Annotated in this window: 16 protein-coding genes; all 16 read right to left on the bottom strand. The window is 41.4% G+C overall.

All coding sequences use genetic code 11. The features are described from left to right. Positions 1–42 precede the first annotated feature (42 nt). The 16 genes from CS060_RS00130 to CS060_RS00205 all read right to left on the bottom strand — a co-directional run bounded on the left by CS060_RS00130 (position 43) and on the right by CS060_RS00205 (position 12422). Positions 43–1737: a proline--tRNA ligase gene (locus tag CS060_RS00130; protein ID WP_035047331.1), complete on the bottom strand. Its 1695-nt coding sequence runs from the start codon at positions 1735–1737 to the stop codon at positions 43–45. A gap of 29 nt (positions 1738–1766) precedes the next feature. Beyond that, positions 1767–3023, bottom strand: coding sequence for an RIP metalloprotease RseP (gene rseP, locus CS060_RS00135; RefSeq protein ID WP_035047333.1), 1257 nt, complete (start codon positions 3021–3023; stop codon positions 1767–1769). Between the two features lie 15 nt (positions 3024–3038). Then, on the bottom strand, positions 3039–4193 hold the full coding sequence (dxr, locus tag CS060_RS00140; protein ID WP_082180263.1) for a 1-deoxy-D-xylulose-5-phosphate reductoisomerase: 1155 nt from the start codon (positions 4191–4193) through the stop codon (positions 3039–3041). Between the two features lie 6 nt (positions 4194–4199). Continuing rightward, entirely contained in the window at positions 4200–4967 is a 768-nt protein-coding gene (locus CS060_RS00145; protein ID WP_035047337.1) for a phosphatidate cytidylyltransferase, read from the bottom strand. A 6-nt stretch (positions 4968–4973) separates the two neighbouring features. Further along, the gene (uppS, locus tag CS060_RS00150; RefSeq protein WP_369795723.1) at positions 4974–5741 is read right to left on the bottom strand and encodes an undecaprenyl pyrophosphate synthase; all 768 of its coding nucleotides are present in this window, start codon (positions 5739–5741) and stop codon (positions 4974–4976) included. Between the two features lie 90 nt (positions 5742–5831). Beyond that, complete coding sequence (frr, locus tag CS060_RS00155) at positions 5832–6383, bottom strand: ribosome recycling factor (protein WP_035047341.1); 552 nt, start codon at positions 6381–6383, stop codon at positions 5832–5834. A 1-nt stretch (position 6384) separates the two neighbouring features. Next, entirely contained in the window at positions 6385–7107 is a 723-nt protein-coding gene (gene pyrH / locus CS060_RS00160; RefSeq protein WP_004891026.1) for a UMP kinase, read from the bottom strand. A gap of 62 nt (positions 7108–7169) precedes the next feature. Further along, a complete protein-coding gene (gene tsf, locus CS060_RS00165) occupies positions 7170–8051 on the bottom strand; it encodes a translation elongation factor Ts (protein ID WP_035047342.1) in 882 nt (293 codons plus the stop codon). Between the two features lie 129 nt (positions 8052–8180). Continuing rightward, positions 8181–8888, bottom strand: a complete 708-nt coding sequence (rpsB, locus tag CS060_RS00170) for a 30S ribosomal protein S2 (protein ID WP_035050720.1) — start codon at positions 8886–8888, stop codon at positions 8181–8183. A gap of 139 nt (positions 8889–9027) precedes the next feature. Further along, positions 9028–9468 (bottom strand): DUF6115 domain-containing protein, encoded by a 441-nt coding sequence (locus tag CS060_RS00175; protein WP_035050721.1) that lies wholly within the window; start codon positions 9466–9468, stop codon positions 9028–9030. Positions 9469–9478: 10 nt separating this feature from the next. Beyond that, the gene (locus CS060_RS00180) at positions 9479–9736 is read right to left on the bottom strand and encodes a hypothetical protein (protein WP_035050731.1); all 258 of its coding nucleotides are present in this window, start codon (positions 9734–9736) and stop codon (positions 9479–9481) included. 40 nt (positions 9737–9776) lie between these two features. Next, positions 9777–10508, bottom strand: a complete 732-nt coding sequence (locus CS060_RS00185; RefSeq protein WP_082180339.1) for a FliA/WhiG family RNA polymerase sigma factor — start codon at positions 10506–10508, stop codon at positions 9777–9779. Between the two features lie 32 nt (positions 10509–10540). Beyond that, positions 10541–10855 (bottom strand): hypothetical protein, encoded by a 315-nt coding sequence (locus CS060_RS00190; RefSeq protein WP_035050723.1) that lies wholly within the window; start codon positions 10853–10855, stop codon positions 10541–10543. Continuing rightward, on the bottom strand, positions 10855–11355 hold the full coding sequence (locus tag CS060_RS00195) for a chemotaxis protein CheD (RefSeq protein WP_035050724.1): 501 nt from the start codon (positions 11353–11355) through the stop codon (positions 10855–10857). Before CS060_RS00195 ends, CS060_RS00190 begins: the two co-directional genes overlap by 1 nt. Beyond that, positions 11348–11983, bottom strand: coding sequence for a chemotaxis protein CheC (locus tag CS060_RS00200; RefSeq protein WP_035050725.1), 636 nt, complete (start codon positions 11981–11983; stop codon positions 11348–11350). The genes CS060_RS00195 and CS060_RS00200 overlap by 8 nt, the downstream gene beginning before the upstream one ends. 7 nt (positions 11984–11990) lie before the next feature. Next, complete coding sequence (locus CS060_RS00205; RefSeq protein ID WP_035050727.1) at positions 11991–12422, bottom strand: chemotaxis protein CheW; 432 nt, start codon at positions 12420–12422, stop codon at positions 11991–11993. Positions 12423–12437 lie beyond the last annotated feature (15 nt).

Genomic DNA, 12437 nt, shown 5'->3' on the forward strand with positions numbered 1-12437 from the left:
GAGCGATAGACGACAGAAAGAGGGGGAAGCCCCCTCTCTGCCTTATAAGTAACGGCGCAACGTTTCCACTAATTGCGACACGTGTACTTCTTCTGTTTCACCTGTTTTTCGTACTTTTACTTCAACAATTCCTTCATTTGCACGCTTTCCGACTGTTACACGCACAGGTAACCCAATTAAATCACTGTCGGCGAATTTGACTCCTGGACGCTCGGCACGATCGTCATACAACACTTCAAACCCTTCTTGTTGCAAACGTGCATACCATTCATCGGCAAGCTCCCGCTGCTCGTCCACTTTTGGATTTACCGAAATTAAATGGATGTGGAAAGGAGCAACCGCTGTTGGCCATATGAGTCCATGCTCATCATTATATTGCTCAGCAATCGCAGCAAGCGTACGAGACACACCGATACCATAACAGCCCATAATCATCGGCTGCGTGCGTCCGTTTTCGTCTAAATACGTCGCATTCATCGCTTCGCTATAACGCGTTCCGAGTTTAAATACGTGTCCTACTTCAATTCCGCGCGCAAAACGAATCGTTCCTTTTCCATCTGGTGACGGATCTCCTTCTTGAATGAAACGCACATCTGCATATTGCGCAGCAAAGTCACGATCTGGATTGACCCCCTTGTAATGATAGTGCGCTTCATTCGCTCCGCACACGCCATTGACAATCGCTTTTACCGCATGGTCAGCTAAAACGATTATACCATCCCGAACACCAATCGGACCAAGTGAACCAATTTCACAGTTCATCACTTGCTTCGTCTCTTCTGGTGTCGCTAATTCCACAACTGTTGCTTCTAATATATTTTTTACTTTTACATCATTTACTTCATGGTCACCGCGCACAAGAACGAGCACATAGCGATCATCTACTTTAAATAATAACGACTTGATGCATTTTTCTTTTGGTACTTGTAGAAATTGACTTACTTCTTCAATTGTGCGTTGTTCTGGCGTATGCACTTTTTCAAGCGGGGCATGCGGTTCATCACTTCGCTCATACGTCGTAATGACTGGAGCCATCTCAATGTTCGCTGCATAGTCAGACGAGTCGGAATATGCAATCGTATCTTCTCCAACATCAGATAAAACCATAAACTCATGCGTGTCTTTTCCACCCATTGCACCAGAATCGGCAATGACAGCGCGGAAATTTAATCCGCAACGACGGAACACATTCGCATAAGCTTCGTACATTTTATTGTATACTTCATCTAAACTTTCGTGCGAAGCGTGAAACGAATACGCATCTTTCATAATAAACTCACGGCCACGAAGCAATCCGAAACGCGGGCGTTTTTCGTCACGAAACTTTGTTTGAATTTGGTAAAGCGTAAGTGGCAAACGCTTATACGATTTCACTTCATCGCGAACAAGTGCCGTAATGACTTCTTCATGTGTTGCACCAAGTGCAAAGTCACGCTCGTGACGATCTTTTAAACGCATTAATTCTGGTCCGTATGAATACCAGCGGCCTGATTCTTGCCATAACTCTGCTTGCTGAAGCGCTGGCATTAACAGTTCTATAGCACCTGCCCGATCCATTTCTTCACGAATGATCGCTTCAATTTTTTGTAATACACGTTTACCAAGCGGTAAGAAGCTATATACTCCGCTTGCATTTTGGCGAATAAAGCCGGCACGAAGCAGCAGTTGATGGCTTTTAATTTCCGCATCTGCCGGCACTTCACGTAAAGTAGGAATAAACGACATACTTTGTTTCATCTTCTTTTAGCACCTCTTACTTCATTGATTTATAAGAAAAATTTTTGAATGTCATTCCACGTAACAACAAGCATAAGCAACATGAGGAGCGCAAACCCGATGAAATGAACGATACCTTCTTTTTGGCGATCGATCGGTTTACCACGCAACGCTTCAATCGCAAAAAACGTTAAACGTCCCCCATCGAGCGCTGGAAGCGGAAGCAAGTTGATAATCCCTAAGTTAATGCTTAAAATAGCTCCCCATTTCATCAAGTAATACACGCCAGATTGGGCGACTTTATGTGTGGAAACAGCGATACCAACAGGTCCAGATAACATATCAAATGAAAATTTGCCCGTCAATAAATGACCTAATCCAACGATAATTTCCTTTGTCCAATAGTACGTTTCTAACGCTCCTTGTTTGATTGCTCCGACAAACGACTTTTCCATCGGTCCATACACACCGATGAGACCGATCGTCTCACCTTCGATCGTTTTCTTTTCTGGTGTGACGGTGAGATCAATGATTTGACCGTTGCGATTTACTTGAAATTGGAGCGGCTTCTCTGGACTTTTTCGAATGATTGTCACGACATCGGTCCATGAAGACATCGGCTGTCCATCAATCGAAATGACAATGTCACCTTGTTTTAATCCTGCTTGGCGCGCAGCACCGTCTTCTGTCAATTCACCAACGATTGGTTTATCCACAGGGTAGCCTTGTAATAGCCCAATAACAATAAAGATCACAAGCGCTAGCACAAAATTCATAAGCGGACCGGCAAAAATGGCCATCGCCCGCTGTCCGAGCGTCTTGGAACCGAATTGACGATCGTACGGCGCAATTTGTACTTCTTCTCGATCAATGACGATGTAAGCTGGATCGCTTAATTCAAAACGTTGTAAGCGATCATCGTCACTTTCGTAACCCTCAATATATAACTCATGTTCAAAATCGGCGCGTTCCACCTCAATGATTTTCGCATCGGGATATTCGTCTTTATGATTGACGATGATTTTTTTCACTTTACCGTCTGAATCAAACAATAAGCCGATCACTTGACCGCGCTTGACGTCAATCATTTCTGGATCTTCGCCAGCCATGCGCACAAAACCGCCAAGCGGAAGTAGGCGAATGGTGTACGTCGTCTCCCCTTTTTTCATCGAAAACACTTTTGGACCAAATCCAATCGCAAACTCGCGGCATAAAATACCTGCTCGCTTGGCGAAAATGAAGTGACCTAATTCATGAAAAAACACAAGCGCACCAAAAATAATAAGAAAAGCAATAACCGTCTCCAAAGTTTCAACCACCTTTTACATGTGTAGTGATTTTACATATTGTCTCGTTTCAAGATCAACTGCACGAATCGTCTCGAGGTCTGGATGGGCAATCGATATGTGCCGCTCCATCGCTTTTTCAATGCATTGTTCAATCGCTAGAAACGATATTCGTCCAGCTAAAAAGGCTGCCACCGCTTCCTCATTGGCTGCGTTTAATACAGTCGGCATCGTTCCACCTATCTGTCCTGCTTCATAAGCAAATTGTAAACAACGGAACCGATCCATGTCCACTTTTTGAAAATGCAACGTGGCTACTTGTGCTAAGTTCAATCGTTCAATATGTAGCGGAAAACGGTCAGGATATGTTAATGCATATTGAATCGGTACCCGCATATCTGGCGTTCCGAGTTGAGCAATGACACTTCCATCGTGAAATTGCACCATCGAATGAATAATGCTTTCTTTATGTAAAAGCACGTCAATTTGTTCGTACGGTAATTGGAATAACCAGTGTGCTTCGATCACTTCGAGTCCTTTGTTCATCATCGTTGCAGAATCAATTGTAATTTTTGCTCCCATCGACCAGTTCGGATGCTTTAACGCCTCTTCAACTGTGACATGTTGTAGTTGTTCGCGCGTCCGATCACGAAAACTACCACCAGATGCCGTTAAAATAATACATTCGATATTTTTTTGTTGTTCTCCTTGCAAACATTGAAAAATTGCCGAATGCTCACTATCGACAGGCAAAATGGTTACGCCATAATCGGCAGCGTGCTTCATGACAAGATGACCTGCGGTAACTAACGTTTCTTTATTGGCTAACGCAATCGTTTTTTTCGCCTCAATCGCCTTTAACGTAGGCACTAGTCCAACGCTTCCTACTACCGCATTGACGACAATGTCAGCTTCTTGAACGGTCGCCACTTCAATGAGCCCATCTTCACCTGAAACGATGCGTACTCGCCCAATATATTCGCTCTGCAACATGTCGGCATCTTCTTTTTGGGCAACACATACAACTTTTGGTGAAAATTGTTCAATGATCATTCTTGCCTGTTCTATATTGCGCCCGGCTGAAAAAGCGACGAGACGGAACGCATCAGGATGAGCGCGAATCACATCTAATGTTTGCATGCCGATCGAACCCGTCGCCCCTAACAAACTAATTGCTCGCAAACTATTCACTCCTTTTTAAGCAATAAGGTAAAACAAATGTAAAATGGGCAAAACAAATAACAAACTATCGAATCGATCTAAAATGCCGCCATGTCCTGGCAAAATAGCTCCTGAATCTTTTACTCCGTAATGGCGTTTAAATGCCGATTCCACTAAATCACCAAGCTGTCCGAAAATGGATAAAATAACCGTCGCAATGAGTAACATGAGAAAAGACGGAGCAAATGGCGATAACCACTCATACACGCTTACAACAACAAGCGCACATAAAATACCGCCCATCGCACCTTCAACTGTTTTGTTTGGACTAATATGCTCCCATAGCTTTCGCTTGCCAAACGCCCGACCAATAAAATATGCTCCACTATCCGTTGCCCAAATTAAAAAGAGCGCATAAAAAATGTACGACAATCCGGCTTCACGCACTTGAGCAAAAGAATAAAAACCAATGCCTACGTATAATACAGCGGCAATCATAAACCCTGCATCGTCAAACGTAAATGCATTTTTTGATATGACCGTATAAATGAACAACAAAAAGAGCCCAACGACGAGGATCCATATATTTATCATATGTTCATATGGATATAAAAAGAGCCATAGTGTAAGAAAACTAACAACGCTCGGGAACGAGAAAAGAGACATACGTTTCATGCGAATCAGTTCAAATAAACCAATTGTAGCTAGTACATACGTTAAAATGAAAAATGGCCATTTGCCATATATGACGATTGGTAAAAAGACTGAAGCTGCAATAATTGCTGTTACAATTCTTTGTTTCATATGAAATTATACGCCTCCAAATCGACGGCTTCGTTGTTGAAATTCATGTACCGCCTGTAAAAAATGTTGTTCTGTAAAATCTGGCCAGAGTACATCTGTAAACCAAAATTCTGTATACGCTAATTGCCAAAGCATAAAATTACTTAAACGAATCTCTCCGCTTGTGCGAATAAGCAAATCTGGATCTGGTAAATCGTTTGTCATTAAATAGGAATGAAACAGCTGTTCATTTACATCGTTTGCTTGAATCGTTCCCCTTTGCACATCATCAACAAGCTTTTGAACGGCATGCACAATTTCTGCACGACTTCCGTAGTTTAACGCAAAGTTTAAAATTAAGCCGGTATTTTGTTTCGTCTCTTCGATTGCTTTATCGACTGCACGTAACGTATGTAAAGGTAGTTGATCTTTATGTCCCATGACGCGTACTTGCACGTTTTCTTCGATTAACTCTGGCAAAAATGTGTTCAAAAATTGCTCAGGCAACTGCATTAAATAATCGACTTCTGTTCTTGGTCGTTTCCAATTTTCCGTTGAAAATGCGTATAATGTTAGCACTTTCACACCAAGTTCATTCGCAAAGCGTGTAATTTTCCGTACCGTTTGCATGCCCTCATAATGTCCAGCCATGCGTGGCAACGCTCGTTTTTTCGCCCATCGTCCGTTTCCGTCCATGATGATTGCGACATGCGTGGGAATAGGTCCTTGTGAAATTGTTTCTTTTTCATATCCTTCTTCTTTGTTTTTCCATCTTTTCATCTTTTCAAACATCAGCGCGTATCCTCCAGCTTTGATCCAACACGATTAGGCTGTGCGCCCTATTTTGTAATTATAGCAAAAAACCCTCTATAAACATAGAGGGACTTATACTTCCATGACTTCTTTCTCTTTTTCTTTCGTAATCACATCAATTTTTGCGATATGATCGTCTGTTAATTTTTGAATGTCTTCTGTATAACCACGCAACTCATCTTCTGTAATTTCACCATTTTTCTCTAGTTTTTTCAACTCATCGTTTGCATCGCGGCGAATGTTGCGCACAGCGACTTTCGCTTCTTCAGCATATTTTTTTACCAACTTCACAAGCTCACGACGACGCTCTTCCGTTAGCGGCGGGATGGAAATACGAATGACTGAACCATCGTTTGAAGGTGTTAACCCTAAATCAGATGCTAAAATGGCTTTTTCAATTTCTTTCAATACGGATTTGTCATACGGTTGAATGACAAGAAGGCGCGCTTCCGGCACTTGAATGCCTGCTAACTGAATAATTGGTGTTGGCATGCCATAGTAATCTACTGTAATTTTTTCTAATAACGCTGGATTTGCACGACCAGCACGAATCGTTGCGAGTTCACGAGAAAAAGCTTGAACTGCTTTATCCATTTTTTCTTTCGCGTTCGTTAACACTTGCATCTTATTTCCCCCTTACAATTGTTCCAATATTTTCGCCTAATACGGCACGTTTAATATTTCCTTCTTCCATAATCGAGAAAACAATAAGTGGAATATCGTTATCCATACATAACGATGAAGCTGTTGAATCCATAACGCCTAATCCTTGTTTGATCACATCTAAGTAGGATAGTTCATCATATTTGACTGCGTTTTTGTCCACTTTTGGATCGGCGCTATATACACCGTCTACATTGTTTTTTGCCATTAAAATGACGTCCGCTTCAATTTCTGCCGCACGAAGCGCAGCTGTCGTATCTGTCGAGAAGTACGGATTGCCTGTTCCTGCAGCAAAAATGACAACGCGTTTTTTCTCTAAGTGCCGAATCGCTCTCCGTCGAATGTACGGCTCTGCCACTTGGCGCATTTCGATGGACGTTTGTACGCGCGTTTGTACACCGAGTTGCTCTAGGCTGTCTTGCAAAGCGAGCGAATTCATTACTGTTGCTAACATGCCCATATAATCGGCTGTGGCACGATCCATGCCCATTTCACTGCCGATTTTTCCTCGCCAAATGTTCCCACCGCCAACAACGACCGCCACTTCAACTCCAAGTTCTGCTACTTCTTTTACTTGTTGCGCAATAGATTTAATGACAGAAGGATTAATTCCAAATCCTTGATCACCAGCTAACGCTTCACCGCTTAATTTTAAAACGACACGTTTATATTTTGGGCTTTTCATTGTAAACCTCCATACCGTTCTTTAAAAATAGGGAACACATATGTGTTCCCTATTTGTCTTCATTACTTACGAACTTGGCTCATAACTTCTTCAGCGAAGTTATCTTGACGCTTTTCAATCCCTTCGCCTACTTCGTAACGGATGAAGCTTTTTACAGTTGCACCATTAGATTCTACAAATTGACGTACTTTCACATCTGGGTTTTTTACAAAGTTTTGCTCAAGTAAGCAAATGTCTTCAAAGAATTTGCCTAAACGGCCTTCAACCATTTTTTCAACGATATTTTCTGGCTTTCCTTCATTCAATGCTTGTTGTTTTAATACTTCACGCTCGCGAGCGATTTCATCTGCAGATACTTCATCGCGAGAAACGTATTTTGGATTAATCGCAGCAATGTGCATCGCTACATCTTTTGCAATGTCGCTATTTGTTGTACCTTCTAATACTGTTAATACGGCAATGCGACCACCCATGTGTAGATATGCACCAAACGCTGCGTTGTCACCTTTTTCTACAACTGCAAAGCGACGTAACGTAATTTTTTCACCAATTTTAGCGATCGCTGCATTGATGTGCTCTTCAACTGTCGCACCGTTGTCCATTTTTTGTTGTAACGCTTCTTCTACTGTTGCAGGTTTATGTTTTAATAAATGCTCTGCTAATTCTTTTACTAATGTTTTAAATCCTTCGTTTTTGGCAACGAAGTCTGTTTCAGAGTTTACTTCCAAAACGACAGCTACATTTCCGTCAACTTCAATTAATGTTGTTCCTTCAGCTGCAATGCGATCTGCTTTTTTCGCTGCCTTCGCCATTCCTTTTTCACGAAGCCAGTCGATTGCTTTTTCCATATCACCATTTGTTTCTGTTAACGCTTTTTTGCAGTCCATCATTCCTGCGCCAGTTTTTTCGCGCAATTCTTTTACCATTTGAGCAGTAATTGCCATTTGAAACATCCTCCTTTTTATGTGCCAAATCGTATGTACACAAACCGAAACGGTTCGTATGCTTAGTATGCCCGATTTTCTTAAAAAAAGGTGATAAAAGGCTCCCCCCTCTTATCACCTTTCGCATGCTTACTCAGCTGTGACAACGGCTTCTTCGCCTTGTTTTGCTTCTAAAATTGCATCCGCAATTTTAGCTGTAAGAAGTTTCACAGCACGAATCGCATCGTCGTTTGCAGGAATGACATAGTCGATTTCGTCTGGATCGCAGTTTGTATCAACAATTCCGACGATTGGAATGTTTAATTTACGAGCTTCTGCAACGGCAATGCGCTCTTTGCGTGGGTCGATGACAAATAATGCATCTGGCAATTCTTTCATTTCTTTAATACCGCCTAAAAACTTTTCAAGACGCTCTAACTCTTTCTTTAGTTTTACCACTTCTTTTTTAGGCAATACATCAAATGTGCCATCTTCAGCCATTTTTTCGATTTCTTTCAAACGCTTAATACGTTTTTGAATAGTTGCGAAGTTTGTTAACGTTCCACCTAACCAACGTTGGTTCACATAGAACATGCCAGAACGTTCTGCTTCTTCTTTTACAGAATCTTGCGCTTGTTTCTTCGTACCAACGAATAAAATTTTGCCGCCGTTTGCCGCAAGTTCTTTGACGAAGTTATACGCTTCTTCTACTTTTTTCACTGTTTTTTGTAAGTCAATGATATAAATACCATTGCGCTCAGTGAAAATATATTTTTTCATTTTTGGGTTCCAACGACGTGTTTGATGCCCGAAGTGAACCCCTGCTTCAAGCAATTGTTTCATTGAAATAACAGACATCTTTCATCCTCCTACACGGTTTTTTTCCTCCGCTCATGTCATTTTTAAGCAAGACCGCAAAGCAGCACCGTTGCTTAAATCAATGAGCGTGTGTATTCACACCAAGTAGAACTATATCATAATTAAAAAACACATTCAACTACTTTTGGTGAAATTTAAGCAAAAGCTCCATTTCTGTTTTGCCACGTTTGAGTATTTTGGCAATTTCATCGATTGTTTTCCCTTGTTGTTGAAGTTTTAATGCTTCAGAAACGAGCGATTCGGCCGATTGTTCTTCAGCCGAAGTTGTCGATAATTCGATGCGGTCAACAACGTGCTCAACTGGAGGAGACATTTGTTCTTTTCGCAACGAACGAGAATGTTGGCGAATGGACGATGACGTAATTTGTTTAACAAATCGTTCATTTTCTTCTTTAAACTGCATTAAATATGTTGTCATCATCGTCTCCATTTCACGAATGAGCTCCGCTTGCTCTCTTTCCGTCTCTTTAATTTTCACCCATTTCAACGATAAAAGAACGATGAGAAAGAGCGAGATACCGTGCAAAACGAAGCTAACAAACCATAAAAACGTTGTCATACCATCCCTCTTATCCAATAAAATCAATATGCGTTCCTTTATAAGGATGTTTGCTTTTTTCTTTTTTCTCAGATTGTTTTTTCCACTTAGCACGTTCGCTTTGTTCGGCTTTCGTCACTTGTTGCCGAATGCGCTCGTCTTGTTTTTTTATTTCTGATGCAAGTTGTTGTTGAGCAAGCTGTCCGTACTGTTGCATATGTTCTTGCCATTTTCCGAGCTCATGTGTTTTCGGCAAAGCCACTTGTAACTCGACTAACTTCAAGTTCATGTTTTCACTTCCTTCATAAAATTGATGAAGGACTGTCACGTTATATCGCTTGCTCAATTAGTTTGCGCATTTTAAATAATGCTTTTGCATGAATTTGGGAAATTCGTGACGTCGACAGCCCCATAATATGCCCGATTTCTGTAAACGTCAGTTCCTCTTTGTAAAACAAACTAATAACTAACTGTTCTTTTTCATTTAATTGTTGGATGACTTGGGCTAATTCGGCAATTTGTTCTTCTCTTAACATATGTTCTTCAGGCGACGGCGATCGATCATCGCGTATCGTAAACGATGATTGATCATCGTCATCGTCAAACGGTCGCTCATCGAGCGATAAAACATTCGCGAAAAACTGCTCATTCATGACTGCGTATACTTCATCTTCTGATATATTTAACGCGTCAGCCACTTCTTTGGCACTAACGTCACGCATATGCATTTGTTGTAGCCGCTCAATTGTCGCTTCAATTTTTTTTGCTTTTTCTCGTATACTTCGGGGCAGCCAATCTTCTTTTCGCAAACCATCTAAAATGGCACCACGAATCCGAAATGAAGCATACGTGTCAAACTTCAAGTCACGCGAAGGATCGAATTTTTCTAGCGCATCGTATAAACCGAGTAGCGCTAAACTTTTTAAATCTTCTTTTTTCACGCTTTTCGGAAGGGATGAAGCCATACGTTGTACGTGATAATCGACAAGTGGCATATACTTTTCAATCAGTTGGTTGCCCGCCTCACGATCGCGAGCATCTATCCACTTTTGCCAGCACAATATATCATCCCCCCTAAGCTACGTTTTGGCATTTATTTTTCTTCATCACTCAATAATTGACGAATATACTCCGCTACTTTTTGTTGTTCTTCTTCACTTAAGTTTTCAATCATCTGTTCCACTTCGGTGTCATTCGGCTGTGTAAACGAAACGCTCGGTGTTGATTCATCTCTTTGGATAAATCCAATCATCCAGCGAACAATAAACGCGAAAACAAAGAAAACTACAAATGTAATGAAAGCCCGTATTGTAGATGTCCATATGCTATTTTGTAATAATGAAGCGAAAAAAGCGATCATGCAGCCGAATAAAGCAAAACCAATGTTAAATTTCCATGTACCAGCCATTACATTTCCCGTACCCCTTGATTTACTGTTCGAATGAGCAACATGCCTGTTTTCGGATGAAATTCAATCGTCCGTCCGCTGCTTCCTCCGACATCTTCAGCAACAATCGGAATGCGAAAGCGTTGAAGCTGCTGGCGAACAGCCTCAACGTTGCGCGGTCCGATACGCATCATATCCGTCGTTCCTGTGCGAAATTGAAACATTTGCGCCCCACCAGCCATTTTTGCTTTTAAATGACCGTTTCGTCCTCCTGCCCCAATGACGCGCCGAATCAGCTCTTCAATCGCAGTATCGGCATATTTCGCCACATTCATGTTTTCGGATTTTGCTAACGACGAATCAGGTAACATGACGTGCGCCATCCCAGCCACTTCTTTTACTAAATCATATACGACCACACCAACGCACGAGCCAAGTCCGCATGTACGAATGACATGCGGTGCCTTGACAACATTCATATCAGCAATTCCGACTTTCACTACTTGAACAATTTCACTCATCATGTTCCACACCTAAAGCTCGAAAGATGATATGAAATGATTCAGGGTCAGGAAGTAGGAAAAAGTGTCCATTGACACGATCATCCGGCTGATGTTCCTCATGAATGGCCGTATCGACGACAATGACATGATCACCGACTCGTGACATTTCAATTAATCCATAACTTAAAATGGCACCAATCATATCAATGCTGAGCGCCGGAACAGATGGATGTAAATTTAAATTTGTAAAATCGGATAAAGACGATAAATATGAACCGGCTAAAATGTTGCCCAGTTCCTGTAATGCGGATAATGATAACTCTGAACAATCTTGTTCTAATTTAAACTGTTCGTCACCAATCATTTGTTGAACAAATCGTTCCGCCTGCTCAATCGATAGTACAAAAAACATATTGCCAGGGGCATCGCCTTCAATACGTAAAAAAACAGCAGCAACGACATTGTCAGCTCCCCCGACAATGTCCATCATTTCATCAAATGAAATGATTCGCACATCCGGAATCGTCATTTCAATTCTTTTATTTAACAGCTTTGATAACGCTGTTGCTGCGTGACCCGCACCGATATTTCCAATCTCTTTTAGTATGTCCATATGGACGGCATCCATCCGTTCAAAATATGACATGGACGATTTATCCTTTCTCTGTTTTTAATACTTTTTCTAAGTTTAATAAAATAAATAGACGCTTTCCGATTTTTACGACACCGTTAATATAATCTGCTGTTGTTGCATCAACTACTTCTGGCGGCGGTTCAATCGCTTCTGTCGAAATATCAACGACATCGTTTGCTGCATCAACAATTAAACCGACTTCAATATCATCAAACGCAACGATGATGACGCGCGTATGATCAGAAAATGCTGCCTCTTCCAGTCCAAATCGCATGCGTAAATCAATAATCGGTGTAACGACTCCGCGTAAATTAATGACGCCCTTGACATATTTCGGAACGCGAGGAACGCGTGTAATATGTTGAATTTTTTCAATCGAGCGTACTTGTTGAACTGGAATCGCATATTCTTCGTCTTTTAGTTGAAACACAATTACTTTCAGCTCAGCCACATTAAATTCCCCCTC

Source organism: Anoxybacillus flavithermus (assembly GCF_002742685.1).
Lineage (GTDB): Bacteria > Bacillota > Bacilli > Bacillales > Anoxybacillaceae > Anoxybacillus > Anoxybacillus flavithermus_E.

What these genes read in the sequence shown, in the direction of transcription:
- CS060_RS00130 (WP_035047331.1), bottom strand. Translation starts at nt 1,737, where the DNA reads ATGAAACAAAGTATGTCGTTTATTCCTACTTTACGTGAAGTGCCGGCA.
- CS060_RS00145 (WP_035047337.1), bottom strand. Translation starts at nt 4,967, where the DNA reads ATGAAACAAAGAATTGTAACAGCAATTATTGCAGCTTCAGTCTTTTTA.
- frr (WP_035047341.1), bottom strand. Translation starts at nt 6,383, where the DNA reads ATGCAAGTGTTAACGAACGCGAAAGAAAAAATGGATAAAGCAGTTCAA.
- pyrH (WP_004891026.1), bottom strand. Translation starts at nt 7,107, where the DNA reads ATGAAAAGCCCAAAATATAAACGTGTCGTTTTAAAATTAAGCGGTGAA.
- tsf (WP_035047342.1), bottom strand. Translation starts at nt 8,051, where the DNA reads ATGGCAATTACTGCTCAAATGGTAAAAGAATTGCGCGAAAAAACTGGC.
- rpsB (WP_035050720.1), bottom strand. Translation starts at nt 8,888, where the DNA reads ATGTCTGTTATTTCAATGAAACAATTGCTTGAAGCAGGGGTTCACTTC.
- CS060_RS00175 (WP_035050721.1), bottom strand. Translation starts at nt 9,468, where the DNA reads ATGACAACGTTTTTATGGTTTGTTAGCTTCGTTTTGCACGGTATCTCG.
- CS060_RS00180 (WP_035050731.1), bottom strand. Translation starts at nt 9,736, where the DNA reads ATGAACTTGAAGTTAGTCGAGTTACAAGTGGCTTTGCCGAAAACACAT.
- CS060_RS00190 (WP_035050723.1), bottom strand. Translation starts at nt 10,855, where the DNA reads ATGGCTGGTACATGGAAATTTAACATTGGTTTTGCTTTATTCGGCTGC.
- CS060_RS00195 (WP_035050724.1), bottom strand. Translation starts at nt 11,355, where the DNA reads ATGAGTGAAATTGTTCAAGTAGTGAAAGTCGGAATTGCTGATATGAAT.
- CS060_RS00200 (WP_035050725.1), bottom strand. Translation starts at nt 11,983, where the DNA reads ATGTCATATTTTGAACGGATGGATGCCGTCCATATGGACATACTAAAA.